13 protein-coding genes are annotated in these 14,608 nt (G+C 42.8%); 3 read left to right on the top strand and 10 right to left on the bottom strand.

The window, feature by feature from the left end; translation table 11 throughout:
* Positions 1-33: 33 nt before the first annotated feature.
* Both EXT48_RS08605 and EXT48_RS08600 read right to left on the bottom strand, forming a co-directional pair.
* A complete protein-coding gene (locus tag EXT48_RS08605; protein WP_165384102.1) occupies positions 34-1,107 on the bottom strand; it encodes an efflux RND transporter periplasmic adaptor subunit in 1,074 nt (357 codons plus the stop codon).
* Complete coding sequence (locus EXT48_RS08600; protein WP_052258383.1) at positions 1,097-1,855, bottom strand: MipA/OmpV family protein; 759 nt, start codon at positions 1,853-1,855, stop codon at positions 1,097-1,099. The genes EXT48_RS08605 and EXT48_RS08600 overlap by 11 nt, the downstream gene beginning before the upstream one ends.
* Before the next feature lie 289 nt (positions 1,856-2,144).
* Here EXT48_RS08600 and EXT48_RS08595 point away from each other — a divergent pair, with 289 nt between their 5' ends.
* On the top strand, positions 2,145-2,594 hold the full coding sequence (locus tag EXT48_RS08595; protein ID WP_017219474.1) for a DUF4826 family protein: 450 nt from the start codon (positions 2,145-2,147) through the stop codon (positions 2,592-2,594).
* Here EXT48_RS08595 and EXT48_RS08590 read toward each other — a convergent pair.
* From EXT48_RS08590 to cspD, 8 genes are all read right to left on the bottom strand, one after another.
* Positions 2,578-3,036, bottom strand: a complete 459-nt coding sequence (locus EXT48_RS08590) for a GNAT family N-acetyltransferase (protein ID WP_130164209.1) — start codon at positions 3,034-3,036, stop codon at positions 2,578-2,580. The two genes, EXT48_RS08595 and EXT48_RS08590, sit on opposite strands and share 17 nt — an antisense overlap.
* 133 nt (positions 3,037-3,169) lie before the next feature.
* Positions 3,170-4,357 (bottom strand): cupin domain-containing protein, encoded by a 1,188-nt coding sequence (locus EXT48_RS08585; protein WP_130164208.1) that lies wholly within the window; start codon positions 4,355-4,357, stop codon positions 3,170-3,172.
* An 87-nt stretch (positions 4,358-4,444) separates the two neighbouring features.
* Positions 4,445-5,815 carry an adenylosuccinate lyase gene (purB, locus tag EXT48_RS08580; RefSeq protein WP_039497692.1) on the bottom strand — a complete coding sequence of 457 codons (1,371 nt, stop codon included), beginning with the start codon at positions 5,813-5,815 and terminating at the stop codon, positions 4,445-4,447.
* Positions 5,816-6,089: 274 nt separating this feature from the next.
* Positions 6,090-6,692 (bottom strand): high frequency lysogenization protein HflD, encoded by a 603-nt coding sequence (gene hflD, locus EXT48_RS08575; RefSeq protein ID WP_010604919.1) that lies wholly within the window; start codon positions 6,690-6,692, stop codon positions 6,090-6,092.
* A complete protein-coding gene (gene mnmA / locus EXT48_RS08570; RefSeq protein WP_010379287.1) occupies positions 6,692-7,792 on the bottom strand; it encodes a tRNA 2-thiouridine(34) synthase MnmA in 1,101 nt (366 codons plus the stop codon). The genes hflD and mnmA overlap by 1 nt, the downstream gene beginning before the upstream one ends.
* Positions 7,793-7,906: 114 nt before the next feature.
* Entirely contained in the window at positions 7,907-8,575 is a 669-nt protein-coding gene (locus tag EXT48_RS08565) for a pseudouridine synthase (RefSeq protein WP_130164207.1), read from the bottom strand.
* Positions 8,576-8,686: 111 nt separating this feature from the next.
* On the bottom strand, positions 8,687-10,906 hold the full coding sequence (locus tag EXT48_RS08560; protein ID WP_130164206.1) for an NADP-dependent isocitrate dehydrogenase: 2,220 nt from the start codon (positions 10,904-10,906) through the stop codon (positions 8,687-8,689).
* Positions 10,907-11,397: 491 nt separating this feature from the next.
* On the bottom strand, positions 11,398-11,616 hold the full coding sequence (cspD, locus tag EXT48_RS08555) for a cold shock domain-containing protein CspD (RefSeq protein ID WP_010379294.1): 219 nt from the start codon (positions 11,614-11,616) through the stop codon (positions 11,398-11,400).
* A 199-nt stretch (positions 11,617-11,815) separates the two neighbouring features.
* Between cspD and clpS the strand changes: the two genes are divergently transcribed.
* Both clpS and clpA read left to right on the top strand, forming a co-directional pair.
* The gene (clpS, locus tag EXT48_RS08550; protein ID WP_010379297.1) at positions 11,816-12,133 is read left to right on the top strand and encodes an ATP-dependent Clp protease adapter ClpS; all 318 of its coding nucleotides are present in this window, start codon (positions 11,816-11,818) and stop codon (positions 12,131-12,133) included.
* A gap of 28 nt (positions 12,134-12,161) precedes the next feature.
* Positions 12,162-14,426 (top strand): ATP-dependent Clp protease ATP-binding subunit ClpA, encoded by a 2,265-nt coding sequence (gene clpA / locus EXT48_RS08545; protein ID WP_017219467.1) that lies wholly within the window; start codon positions 12,162-12,164, stop codon positions 14,424-14,426.
* Positions 14,427-14,608 lie beyond the last annotated feature (182 nt).

Raw genomic sequence — 14,608 nt, 5'->3', positions numbered from 1 at the left:
AATACAAAGTGCGAGAATAGGACTAATAAGCTTCTACTTTTGTTCATGAGACTCACCTTCCAGTAGCGCTAAGTTAAAATTTAACTTGGCCTCCGATGTGATGAGTACGTTTTTACCCATCAGTTTTGGTGCTGTGACTATGACTTGGTTATCATCATTGTCAAAAATAGTCACATCGCGTCTTTGGACCTTGGGTTCAGTAACCAGCACATAGGCTTTCCCCAAGGCATCATAGTGGATTGCGTTGCTTGGCACTTTATAGAGTGGTGTATTGGTGATAGGGAGCTCAAGACGACTATGCAGGCCAACTAGTTCAGAGTCACTCACTTCCAAATCGACGATAAGTTTAAAAAGCTTACCAACGGCATTAGAGGGTAAACCTTTCTCTATAATTTTACCGCTTAGACTTTTGCTTAGCGAAGGAATGGCTATGTGAACGGTTTGGTTAAGTTGTAAAGCAATAAATTCTTGTTCAGGGAGCTGAAATTCAGCCTTTAGCGTAGATAATGTCTGGAGTTGGAAAATTGGCTGTCCCGCAGAGACAACATCACCTGAACGAGCGTAAATATTGGTGACGATACCTTCCTTTCGAGCGAATATTTTGTTCTCATTCAGTGCATTCTTTGCCTCTTCAACCTGAGCTTGTGCTGCTTGGACTTGCTGAGTTGCAATATTAAACGCAAGCCTTGCGGACTCAAATGCAGAATTTGCTATAAGCTTCTCCGTAAAGAGCTTTTTAGCTCGGTCGAAATCAATCTGTGTCTTTTGCTCAGTACGTTTAGAACTGGCTAGTAACGCTTGCTTTTCACGCAGCTGTGCGCTAAGTCTTGGAGAATAGAGGGACGCTAGCACGTCTCCTTTTTTAACTAATTGACCTGAGTAGGCATATAAAGACTCAATTCTCCCTTGTGACAGTGAAGCAACATAGACAACATTACTACCTGTGATACGACTATAAAAATGCTTCGTCGGAATAGTTGTAGCTAACTCTACAGGTACTGAAATAAGCGTCGTTGAGCGTTTTTCTGCAGTAGTCTCTAGGTTTGAAGGATCACCGCAGCCCTGAAGCGTTAAGGTGATCGTCATTATTGCTAATCTAAAAAACATACACATACCCAAGCAAAACTTGTACGTTGCCAGAGGCATCGATAAGGGGAGAATCTTTTATTTCATCACCGTAACTGGTGTAACTAACATCAGCTTTAAGCATATGATGTTTACCAAAAAACCAATCGCTTTGAATACCGACTTCGAGTGCAGTGCTGGATTCACCAAGGTAATAGGGTCGAGAACTTAATGCTTCGTTTACTCTGACACCATAGTAATAATCAACAAGGTCTTCACTTTGAAAGTTCGCAGCGATATACGGGTATACTCTGCCGTCAGCAAATCTAAATGGTACACCATAGCTTACGCTGGCTTCATAGCCTTCGTGTGTACTACTCACGTCATGCATAAATTCGAATCCAAATTCACCAAAGCTAGTATCATATTCTGCTTCAAATCCAGCATCGAAACTCATATCTCTGTCTTCCATGCCAGTAAAGAACTTGCTATCAGCTGCCTCGAATCCATCTAACCGTAATTGAGCACCCACACTGATTTCAAATTGTTCGGCTTGATATAGTTTATAGGTTGCTCTTGGCCCTAGTAGGTTGAAGTCGCCATATTGTATGGCGATGGCCGGTACAAACTCTGTTTCATTTCCAATATCTATATAACCTTGGTCCTGAGCAATAATAGCGCCGCCGATCCCCCATTTTAGCGCTTCTGATTGGGGCTGCTGTTCAGCAAACGCTGACGAACAACAAAAGAATGAAAGAGAAGTAGTGATCGTTAATAGTAATCTAGCCATAGTCAGTATTCCTTGAGTTTAAGTAATCATGTTGATGTGGCTAGAATAGAAAAAGAAACTTTCTCGAAACTTACAGCTCAGTAATTAATCATATAAACTCAAAATTCCTTTGTTCGTATTGCCGTTATGACTGCAAAAGCTTAGTATCAGGTAACTTCGCAAGCATTTGAGTGCTTGGTGTATAAGAATCAAAACCGATTTGCTGGATAATTTGCTATGAAACGCACTGCGTAAATAACGATAAAGTAAAATGCTATTCGGTAATCTAAAAAGAATAAAAGGGCGAACAATGAGTGAAGAACAAAACCAACCGCAGCAAGAGGCGTTAACACCAGAACAACAGCAGCAAAGATCAATACAATGGCAGCGTAGCTGCGTACAAGCTGCACAAAAACATCTCGCGGATAAAGGGGTGTTACCGCAGAGTATTATTGAAAAAGAATGTCGCTATATTGAACCATTGGTTGCGCTTTGGAAAATCAAAGGTCAAAACGGCAAAAAGTATTGGGTGATCACAGGTAATCTACCGACGGATCATATTGAGGCATCAGCAGCCGCTACAGCACGTGAAGCACTGCGCTATTTTTCATTCCATTGGCAAATGAAAGCAGAAGAAATTATGTCTGCAAAGCCAGTAGAAAAAACACAAGCCCAGTTTGCTAATCTACTGGTAAACCGAGCTCACGGTCTATATGACCTTTTCGCTAAAGATGAACTTTGGGCTAATGAAGCATCGTAAACGGATCCATCTTGAGTGATTGGATAGGGCATTTCAAGCGCTGTCTTGGAATGCCTGCTTCCATAAATACGTGACCATGTGTAGAAAACCCTGATTGTAAAAATTCGGGCACTTCATCCAAAATGCATTGGATAAAAACATCTTCAAAGCCTTTGTCTTTTGCCAAGTCAACAAGTCCCCCAATCAATGAGGCATAAGCTTCTCGATTACGGTGAGATTTGAATATCGCGATACGGCTTAACAAGCCGTCTTCACACAGTCGTCCTGTGCCAACTGGACCATCGAATTCGTCAATAATAATTAAGTGTTCAGCAGTGATATCCTGCTGATCAAACTCAACTTCTTTAGGAATGTGAAGTTCATACACAAATACGCGCTCGCGTATCGCTTTGAGCTCCAATTTTTTGGTTTGCCAAGTTACTCTACTGATCCTATAACTCATACTGCCCCCATCTACAGATTGCACCTGCATTCCCTGTTTAGCGACAAGCTAGAGCTTGCGAAAACCTTGAAGATCAAAGCTTTCGCGGCATATTGTTGTTTTTGTGAACGCGGCTATCTTGTTCTAACAGGCTCTACTCCCAGCCCTCATCGAAGTCAGCATCGGCTGGATCACTGTCTTCAACGAAGTAGGTCCCATCATTAATCAGTTTAGTTAACGTTTGTTTAAATTCCAAACTATTTAATGCAGGAATTATTGCATTAAACTCAAACTCAACATGATCGCTTAGCTGCTTTACGGCATCTAAACAATGATGGTCTAATTCATAGTTTTCACCATTGACACTGAACAAAATATGATCGTCACAGATTTGGTAAATCGCACGTACTCCACCAGCGCGATAAACCAATGGGTTATCTTTGGCGATCTCGAGAAGCTCCTGAGGATCAATTACGGGGTCTAATGGCGCGAGATCCATCTCATGTTTTGGTTCGCTGAGTGTTTTTCCAAGCCATTGACTGTATAGTGCTTTATCTTCAAGTAAAGCATTGAGCAGAGACTTTATCTGTTGTTGGTCGTCGCAGGTCACTTCGCCAATAGACGCTCTTAGTTGTAATTCTGGATCGCTAAAACGGCGTTTTCCAGCTTCCATATCAATTACGTGATCAGCAAAGCTTGAAAGCAAGTCTTTTTGATCAGGCGCTCTAAAGCCAACTGAGTAGTTTAAAGCATCCTCAACTGCATAACCTTCGTGAGGACAAGCTGGTGGAATATATAAGATATCACCCGGTTCAAGAACTGCATCAATGACCGCTTCGAATTGCTCTACTTGTAATAGACTCTTGTTGCGCGCAAATTGCTTTAGGCTGTTGTCGCGTTCGCCGACTCGCCAATGACGTTTACCTTGTCCTTGAATTATAAAAACATCATATTGATCTAAGTGCGGACCAACGCCACCACCAGGCGTCGAAAAGCTGATCATCAGATCGTCTATACGCCAATTTGGTATAAATCTAAACGCTTCTATTAATTGTGCGGCTTGTGGGTGCCAGTGATCAACGGCTTGGACCAACAGGGTGCTGTTGCTATCGGTGAGTAAATCAAATTGTTTAAAAGGGCCGTGATGGGCTTCCCAGTTATCATTGTGATTAGTAACAATTCGAGATTCTATGCATTCTTCAGTTGCAAGGCCGGCAAGTTCTTCTGGCTCAATTGGGTCTTCAAAGTCTCGGAATCCTTGCTTGATGAGTAGTGGCTTCTTTTGCCAATACTGGGCAAGAAATTGTTCGAAGGTAAGGTCATTTATTTGCAGTTGATACATAGGGAGATTCCAGTAATAAAAAAGCGAAAGAGTGCACTCTTTCGCTTATTCTATACCAAGTAGTAAGAAGCTGGTGTCGCTTTATACTTAGTTTAGTTCGTCAATGAACGCTTCAGCACGACCGATATAGTTTGCTGGCGTCATTTCTTTCATTTGTGCTTTTACTTCATTTGGCAAGTCTAGGTTATCGATGAAGTCAGCCATGATTTCTTTGTTTACGCGTTTACCACGAGTAAGATCTTTTAGCTTTTCATATGGTTTTTCGATACCGTACTTACGCATTACCGTTTGGATTGGCTCTGCTAGTAGTTCCCAGTTATCATCAAGCTCAGCAAGTAAACGCTCAGCATTAACTTCTAACTTGCTAACGCCTTTTAGCGTTGCTTGATACGCGATAAGCGCATAACCCATACCAACACCTAAGTTACGTAAAACTGTTGAGTCAGTTAGGTCACGTTGCCAGCGTGAAACAGGTAGCTTTTGTGCAAGATGCGCAAAGATAGCGTTAGCAATGCCAAGGTTACCTTCAGAGTTTTCAAAGTCGATAGGGTTAACTTTATGAGGCATTGTTGAAGAACCAATCTCACCAGCAATGGTTTTTTGCTTGAAGTGGTTTAGCGCGATATAACCCCAAACGTCACGGTCAAAGTCAATTAAGATAGTATTGAAGCGTGCAATCGCATCGAATAGCTCAGCGATATAGTCATGCGGTTCGATTTGCGTTGTGAACGGGTTCCAAGTCAAACCTAGGCTTGATACAAAACGTTCACTGTGTGCATGCCAATCGTAATCTGGGTAAGCGCTTAGGTGAGCATTGTAGTTACCAACGGCACCATTGATTTTACCCAGCATTTGTACGTTAGCAATTTGCTGGCGTTGACGTTGCAGACGAACATACACGTTTGCAAACTCTTTACCCATAGTTGATGGTGAAGCAGGTTGGCCGTGTGTACGAGTCATCATTGGAATTGACTTATACTCAACCGCTTTGTCTTTGATTGCGCTCAGTAGCTCATCACAGTATGGCAGTAATACCGTGTCACGCGCTTCTGTTAGCATTAGGCCATGAGAAAGGTTGTTGATGTCCTCAGAGGTACATGCAAAATGAATAAATTCATTGACGGCATTTAGCTCGGCATTGTCAGCTACTTTTTCTTTAAGAAGGTATTCTACAGCTTTAACGTCGTGGTTAGTGGTGCGCTCAATCTCTTTTACGCGTGCTGCGTCTGCTTCGCTGAAGTTTTCAACGATGCTATCAAGAAGTGCGTTGGCTTCATCGCTGAAAGCAGGTACTTCTTTAATGGCGTCGCTGCTCGCTAGCGCTTGTAGCCAACGAACTTCTACGATGACGCGGTATTTGATCAAGCCAAATTCACTGAAGATGCTTCTCAGTTCTTTGGTCTTGCTACCATAGCGACCATCCACAGGAGAGATAGCGGTTAACGCTGAAAGCTCCATAATAACTCCTAACTATTTGTTTTTGAACGATACTTGGATAGTGGTATTTGAACCACTACGAATTTTATACCAACTTGATTAATTAAGTGGTCTACTTTGAGGCGATAAAATCTAGTCGATAACACCGCTTCCGCATCCTGCTCACGCCAAGCTACCTACATCCATATAGGCAAGGCAAAATTTTGCTATTTAGTGTTCTAAATAAAAAATTTTTAACGCTGTTAGCGTCAGATTTGCTCCCTTCAAATTGAGCAAGTATTAAGACAAATTGGTATTACATATAACTTTTTGCAGCAGTAATGATTTTCTTTTTCGCAAAAAAGAAATGGCGACGTTTACCGCCGAGTTGGCGCCACAGTACTGCACTACGGATCCCCGCGAGTAATAGTGCCCGAATTTTTTGTTGTGTTGCTGTTTGTTTTAATAACTCAGGCTTACCGAATACTTGGATCTTAGGACCAAGAGGGCTTATCACTTGACCGTAAATGTCGGCAAGTGCGGCAACAACTTGACTTTCACAGATATCAAAGTGTAATAACTGGCGCTCAACTTGCTGAATTTTTTGTGCTAACAAATCAAGAGATTTGCTATCGTTACTTAGCACTCGCTCTAATTGCATCATCGCGCCAACATATTTAACCATTTCAACGTCTTTTTCGCCGCCAGCCGAAAGCTGTTCAATTAGTGTTCGACAGCCTGTTTTGATGGCAAATTTGTCTGGGTAAACGTCCTCTGGGCGTTCAGGAGAAGTGTTAATAATGCTTTTTAAAAAGCCCTCAACTTCGTTTTCATTGAAGGTGCCGTAACGCGCACATTTTTGTACCAGTTTACTGATCTGACACATTGCCGCCAGAGGCATTACGTATTGGTTTTGCATTATTTAATCACCGACTCAATAATACCGCCGCCAAGGCACACGTCATTTGCGTAGAATACCGCAGATTGTCCAGGAGTTACGGCTTTTTGTGGCTCATCGAATAGCACACGTGCCATACCATCTTGGCCAACTAATAACGTACAAGGGATGTCGGTTTGGCGATAACGTGTTTTTACCGTGCAGCGAGTTGTACCTTGCGGACCTACGCGGTCGACCCAATGTAGTTGATTTGCGTTTAAACCGTTGCTGAACAGGCGAGGGTGGTTTTTACCTTGACCAACAACCAGTACATTACGTTCGATATCTTTATCGACCACATACCAAGGTTCGCCGTTGCCTTCTTTTGAACCACCAATTAATAGGCCCTTACGTTGACCTAGCGTGTGGTACATCAAGCCTTCATGCTCACCAACATGATTACCTTCACAATCTTCAATCACACCAGGCTGCGCGGGCAAAAATTTGGCAAGGAAGTCTTTAAATTTGCGCTCGCCGATAAAGCAGATCCCGGTTGAATCTTTTTTATCGTGCGTGATTAAGCCTTGATCTTCTGCAATTTTACGCACTTCTGGCTTTTCAATTTCACCCACAGGGAAGAGTGTTTGCGCAATATGTTCATGGCTTAATGTGTAAAGGAAGTAGCTTTGATCTTTGTTCTCGTCATCTCCACGAAGCATAACGAATTTACCGTCACGCTCCGCGCGACGAACATAGTGGCCAGTTGCGATATAGTCCGCGCCCAACGCTTCTGCTGCAAACTGTAAAAATGCTTTAAATTTGATTTCTTTGTTGCACATGATGTCTGGGTTTGGTGTACGGCCAGCCTTGTATTCTTCAAGGAAGTGTTCAAACACATTGTCCCAGTATTCAGCAGCAAAGTTCACTGTGTGTAGCTCAATACCTAACTTATCACACACTGCCTGAGCATCTTTTAGATCTTCAGCTGCTGCACAATACTCATCATTGTCATCTTCTTCCCAGTTCTTCATAAACAGGCCTTCAACTTGATAGCCTTGTTGTTTTAAAAGGTAGGCAGATACAGAAGAATCTACACCGCCGGACATTCCGACAATGACTTTAATGTGACTATTATCGCTCATAATTTCGCTATTAATCTTAATGCTCAGATAGAAAGCGCTTATTATACTCAAATCTCTTTAAATTGCACGTCCGTGAGGCGTTCAAGCGCAGGAGAAAAGTCCTAGTAGGAAATGCTAAAGCACTCGATATTCACCGTTTTTAAGATCGCCCAGACTATATTTACCTATTTGTGCGCGAATAAGTCTAAGCGTGGGATGACCAATATGTGCCGTCATACGACGAACTTGTCTATTACGTCCTTCTTTGATGGAAATAGAAAGCCAGGTTGTCGGGATATTTTTGCGTTCTCTAATCGGCGGGTTACGTGGCCAAACATTGGGCTCAGTTATTACTTCTACTTTGGCAGGTAAAGTTGGACCATCTTTTAGTTCTACACCGTTTCTAAGCGCATTTAGGCTTTCGCTACTTGGCTCTCCTTCGACCTGAACCCAGTAGGTTTTATAGGTCGATTTTTTAGGAGAAGTCAGGGTGTTTTGTAATTTACCGCAGTTGGTCAGTAGCAATAGTCCCTCACTATCTCTATCCAAGCGACCTGCTGCATACACATCTTTGATATCAATAAAGTCAGCCAATGTTTGACGATTTTGATCATCAGTAAACTGACACAAAACATCAAAAGGTTTATTAAATAGAACGACTTTTACTTGCTCTGGCGGTAAGGCGGGTTTTGACTGCCGATTAGTTATTGATTTTTTCCGCGTTGTGGTGTGCCTAGAGAATGCGGGCTTGTTAGCATGTGATTTTCTTTTGTTATTTGTGCTGGCTCTACTACTTGTGTTCATCGCCACATTCCTAAGGTTCACGAAAAATGGCATTTTAGCGTAATTGCTCGCGAGTGTCGCCTGAAAGCAAAAAAGCGACCCTTGGGCCGCTTTTTGACTGTTATCCGAAGATTACAGTGACGCTAATACGTCGTTAAATACCGCAGAAGGACGCATAGCTGCGAACGCTTTGTCATCTTCTGGCTGGTAATAACCACCAACATCCATTGCTTGACCTTGTGCTTCATTCAGTGCTGCAACAATATCAGCCTCTTTTGCTGTTAGTTCCGCAGCAACATTTTCAAACTTAGCTTTAAGCTCTGCATCTTTGTTTTGTGCAGCAAGCTCTTGAGCCCAGTACATTGCGAGGTAGAAATGGCTACCACGGTTATCAAGCTCTTTCACTTTACGTGAAGGTGACTTGTTTTCATCTAAGAATTTAGCCGTTGCTGCATCTAATGTATCTGCAAGTACTTGTGCCTTAGCATTACCCGTTGTTTGGCTCAAATGCTCAAAAGAAGCAGCAAGTGCAAGGAATTCGCCTAGCGAGTCCCAACGCAAGTGGTTTTCTTTTTCGAACTGTTGTACGTGTTTAGGCGCAGAACCACCCGCACCTGTTTCGAATAAGCCACCGCCATTCATTAGTGGAACGATAGATAGCATTTTTGCACTGGTACCGAGCTCTAAAATTGGGAATAGGTCAGTTAGATAGTCACGTAATACGTTACCCGTTACTGAAATAGTATCTTCGCCTTTTTTCATGCGCTCTAGTGAGTATAGCGTTGCATCTACTGGTGCTTTGATTAGGATTTCAAGGCCATCAGTGTCATGCTCAGGCAAATATGCGTTTACCTTTTTGATAAGTTCAGCGTCGTGAGCACGGGCTTCGTCTAACCAGAAAACGGCAGGTGTATTCGTTGCGCGAGCACGGTTAACCGCTAGTTTTACCCAGTCTTTGATCGGTGCATCTTTCACCTGACACATGCGCCAGATGTCGCCTTCTTCTACTGTGTGTTCAAGTAAGGTGTTACCTGCAATATCTACAACACGAATTGTGCCAGCTGATGGTGCTTCAAACGTTTTGTCGTGTGAACCGTACTCTTCCGCTTTTTGTGCCATCAGGCCGACGTTAGGGATGGTACCCATAGTACGTGGGTCAAATGCACCATTTTCTTTACAGAAATCGATAGTTGCGCCGTACACACCTGAGTAACAACGATCAGGGATCACAAAAGCCGTATCTTGTTGTTTACCTTCAGCATTCCACATCTGGCCGCTTGAACGAATGGCAGCTGGCATTGATGCATCGATGATCACGTCACTAGGTACATGCAGGTTTGTAATACCACGGTCTGAATCTACCATCGCGATATCAGGTGCTGTCTCGTAAACTGCTGCAAGGTCAGCTTCGATTTCTTTGCGCTTCGCGTCGTCCAACGACTCAATTTTTGAGTACACGTCGCCAACACCGTTGCTTGCATCAACACCGATTTCAGCAAATGTCGCCGCATGCTTTTCGAATACGTCTTTGTAGAATACTTTTACAGCATGACCAAAGATGATTGGATCTGACACCTTCATCATGGTTGCTTTCATGTGTAGCGAGAATAAAACGCCTTTATCTTTTGCTTCTTGTACTTGCGCTGCTAAGAATTCACGTAGTGCCTGTACACTCATACGAGAGGCGTCAATGATTTCACCTGCAAGTAGTGGTGTGCTTTGTTTAAGTACGGTGATGTCACCATTGCTCGCTACGTGTTCAATACGAACATCAGTCGCTTCAGTAACCGTTACCGACTGTTCAGAACCGAAGAAGTCACCGTCAGCCATTGATGCAACATAAGACTGTGAATCTTTAGACCAAGCACCCATTGAATGCGGGTTTTTACGAGCGTAGCCTTTGACTGAAGTTGGGGCACGGCGGTCTGAGTTACCTTCACGAAGTACAGGGTTTACTGCACTGCCTTTGATTTTGTCATAACGTGCTTTAACATCTGCTTCTTCGTCTGTTTTGGCTTCAGAAGGATACTCTGGGAGCGCGTAACCTTTAGCTTGCAATTCTTTAATCGCTGCACGAAGTTGTGGAATTGAAGCACTGATATTAGGTAACTTGATGATGTTAGCTTCAGGCGTTTTAGCAAGTGCACCTAGCTCAGCGAGTGCATCACCAATACGTTGTTCTTCTTTTAAGTACTCAGGGAAAGTCGCAATGATACGTCCTGCAAGTGAAATATCGCGAGTTTCAACTTCGATATTTGCAGGCTTAGTGAATGCTTGGATGATTGGCAATAGCGAGTAAGTTGCGAGAGCCGGGGCTTCATCTGTTTTGGTATAGATAATTTTCGATGTCATCATCATTCCTAGATAGTTGTGGGCTGTTACGCCGTTCAACAATTGCTAATAGGACTAAGCAACGCAATTTTCACACTCAACAACGTGTTGTTGTAGCCGGTTTAAACTGGACCAGTTCACTAAGCGATTAGTGAAAGATGCAAAAAACCTCGACAATCCTCGTTAGGATCTATGTCTAGGTAGCGCAGCATTAGCAAGTTTGTTAGGTATTTATACTTTTGGCTTATCACAATAACTGGTATTCATTCAGCATTGAAATGCATCAAAGTAGCAATATCTAACCAACCTGAAATTGACTTTGCAAGCGTGCTTTAGTCTAACAGTGTTTGCATATGGGGGCTAATTATTAAATTTAAAGTGCAAAAGTGAAAAGTTATAACAAACTTGATAAAGGAAAGGCTGAAAATTTCTTTTAGATTTGGTGGAGCGATTCAAAGAGAGGAATAAGCGAGCACTCATGTAACCCGCTTTAGCCAAAAACTACTTAACACTTATACAACATCTTCCGTAATTGGAGCGATGTTGGTTGCGTGTAGACCCTTAGGTCCTTGTTGTAGCTCGAATGATACATCCTGACCAGCTTTAAGCGTCTTGTATCCATCCATTACAATCGTTGAGTAATGAGCAAAGATATCTTCGTCACTGCCGTCTTCTACGATGAAACCAAACCCTTTGGCGTTATTGAACCATTTGACTTTTCCGCAAGCCATACTTCTACATCCTTCTATAAGTTGACTAAATTAAAGTTAATCTACTCTTTTAATTTTGCTAAACTGCCCATAGATTAGACAGTCATGTAAGACTGTAGTTTATATGAGCAAGCAGTCAAGTTTTTTGCTCTTTTTTTTAACATTTTATTTATTTCTCAAATCTATTTGCTTGAGTATATAAGACAAGACTATATTTATTATGAGTGGGACAAAAGATTCTGGTGTATTGGACGCCGTTCGCGAGGAACAGAAGCAGCAGCTTCAACCGCCGCGAAAATATAAAGTGATTTTGAATAATGATGATTACACGCCCATGGATTTTGTTGTCGAGGTATTGACGACATTCTTCAATATGGATAGCGAGAGAGCAACTGAGGTGATGCTTGAAGTGCATCACAAGGGAAAAGCGGTATGTGGAGTATACCCTGCTGACATAGCCCATACTAAGGCTGAGCAGGTAAACCGATATGCTCGTGACAACGAGCACCCGCTGCTCTGTAGTTGTGAGCAGGAATGACCTATAAATTTCTTGTTGGGGGTTGCCAATGCTAAACAAAGACTTAGAACTTACTCTTAATGCCGCGTTTCGCGAGGCTCGTTCTCGCCGTCACGAATTTATGACGGTTGAGCATTTATTACTTGCATTGATCGATAACCCTTCTGCTAGTGAGGCGCTTGATGCTTGTGGTGTCGATATGGATACCTTGAAGCGCGAGTTATCAGAGTTTATTGATGAAACTACGCCTGTTATTCCTGATTTAGAGGAAGACAGAGAAACACAACCAACACTTGGTTTTCAACGTGTGCTACAACGCGCTGTATTCCATGTTCAATCCTCTGGTCGCTCAGAAGTGACTGGAGTAAATGTACTTGTTGCTATTTTTTCTGAGCAAGAAAGCCAAGCTGTTTATTTACTGAAAAAGGCTGACGTGAGCCGCTTGGATATCGTTAATTTCATTAGTCATGGTATCTCTAAGATTGAAGATGATCACGAGCAAGAAGATCATGAAGAAATGCAAGACGATAGCGGTGAAATGCAACAGGAAGAGAAAACCAAGCTGGAAAATTTCACTTCTAATCTAAATATTCAAGCGGAATCTGGCCGCATTGATCCGCTGGTTGGTCGTGATGAGGAAGTTGAGCGTACGGTTCAGGTACTGTGCCGTCGTAAGAAAAATAACCCATTACTCGTTGGTGAAGCGGGGGTTGGTAAAACCGCGATTGCTGAAGGTTTAGCGTATCGAATAGTTAATAATCAGGTACCCGATGTAATTGCCGATGCAGTGGTTTACTCTCTGGATATGGGGGCATTACTTGCGGGTACAAAATATCGCGGTGACTTTGAGAAGCGCTTTAAAGCGCTACTAAAAGAACTTCAATCGAAACCTCATGCGATATTATTTATTGATGAAATCCATACCATTATCGGCGCTGGCGCTGCTTCAGGTGGTGTGATGGATGCGTCTAATCTAATTAAGCCACTATTATCGAGTGGACAGCTTCGCTGTATGGGCTCAACAACATATTCTGAATTCAAGAATATTTTTGAGAAAGACAGAGCGTTAGTGCGCCGCTTCCAAAAAATTGATGTGGTTGAACCAAGCGTCGAAGATACCACTAAGATTTTACATGGTTTGAAAGAGCGTTATGAAGAGCACCACGGTATTCGTTACACGCAAAAAGCGTTAAAAGCGGCAGCTGAGCTGAGCGCTAAATATATCAATGAGCGCCATTTGCCTGACAAAGCAATCGATGTCATTGATGAAGCGGGAGCCAGTCAGAGGCTACAGCCAACTTCAAGACGTAAGAAAACGATTAATGTGTCGGACATTGAAGCGATTGTGTCTAAAATGGCGCGTATTCCACAGCAAAGCGTGTCATCTAGTGATAAAGAAACGCTCAAGAATCTTGATCGTAACTTGAAGATGCTGGTGTTTGGCCAAGATGAGTCGATTGACGCGTTAACATCAGCAATTCGCTTATCACGTTCCGGTCTTGCTAATGAAGACAAGCCTGTAGGTTCATTCTTGTTTGCAGGTCCTACAGGGGTCGGTAAAACCGAAGTAACCAAGCAACTTGCTAAGTGTATGGGCATAGAATTTATTCGCTTCGACATGTCTGAGTATTCTGAGCGCCATGCCGTTAGCCGCCTGATAGGTGCGCCTCCTGGGTATGTTGGCTTTGAGCAGGGAGGTCTGTTGACCGAGGCTGCAATCAAGCATCCTCATGCAGTGGTGTTGCTCGATGAAATAGAGAAAGCGCACCCAGACATCTACAACATTCTATTGCAGGTTATGGATCATGGTACACTAACAGACAACAATGGTCGTAAGGCAGACTTTAGAAACATTGTGTTGGTGATGACAACAAATGCGGGTGTGCAAGAGACTGTTCGTCAATCGATTGGATTCCAGCAGCAAGACTACTCTCATGATGCCATGGTAGAAATCAATAAGGTGTTCACACCAGAGTTTAGAAACCGCTTGGATAACATCATTTGGTTCAACCACCTAGAGAAAGAAGTTATCTTGCAAGTTGTTGATAAATTCATTGTTGAATTGCAAGCGCAGCTTGATAAGAAATCGGTTAATCTGGAACTTACGGCGCAAGCACGAGATTGGCTGGCAGATCTGGGTTACGACAAGGCAATGGGGGCTCGTCCAATGGCGAGGGTTATTCAGGACAACCTGAAAAAGCCACTTGCCAATGAAATCTTGTTTGGTCATTTGTCTGATGGTGGGACAGTGAAAGTTACAGTGAAAGACAACAAGTTATCCTTTGATTACCAAACGGAAGCGGTGTCAGCATAAAACCTCTGAAGTATTTATAAAAGGCCCAGCGTTGCTGGGCTTTTTGTTATCACTCAGTTTGATGCGGCATTACCGTCTTTTAAACTCAGTGTTAGTCGTTCGTGTATACTAATTGCTTGAATGAACTTGGTATACCTAAGTAACATCAGTATGTTGAAGTCGCTTGGGTATCAACGAGTTTA

Source organism: Pseudoalteromonas sp. CO348, from assembly GCF_004208845.1.
Classification (GTDB): domain Bacteria; phylum Pseudomonadota; class Gammaproteobacteria; order Enterobacterales; family Alteromonadaceae; genus Pseudoalteromonas; species Pseudoalteromonas maricaloris.
The sequence above is the reverse complement of the archived record's forward strand: the minus strand, read 5'-3'. Positions and strand labels throughout refer to the sequence as shown.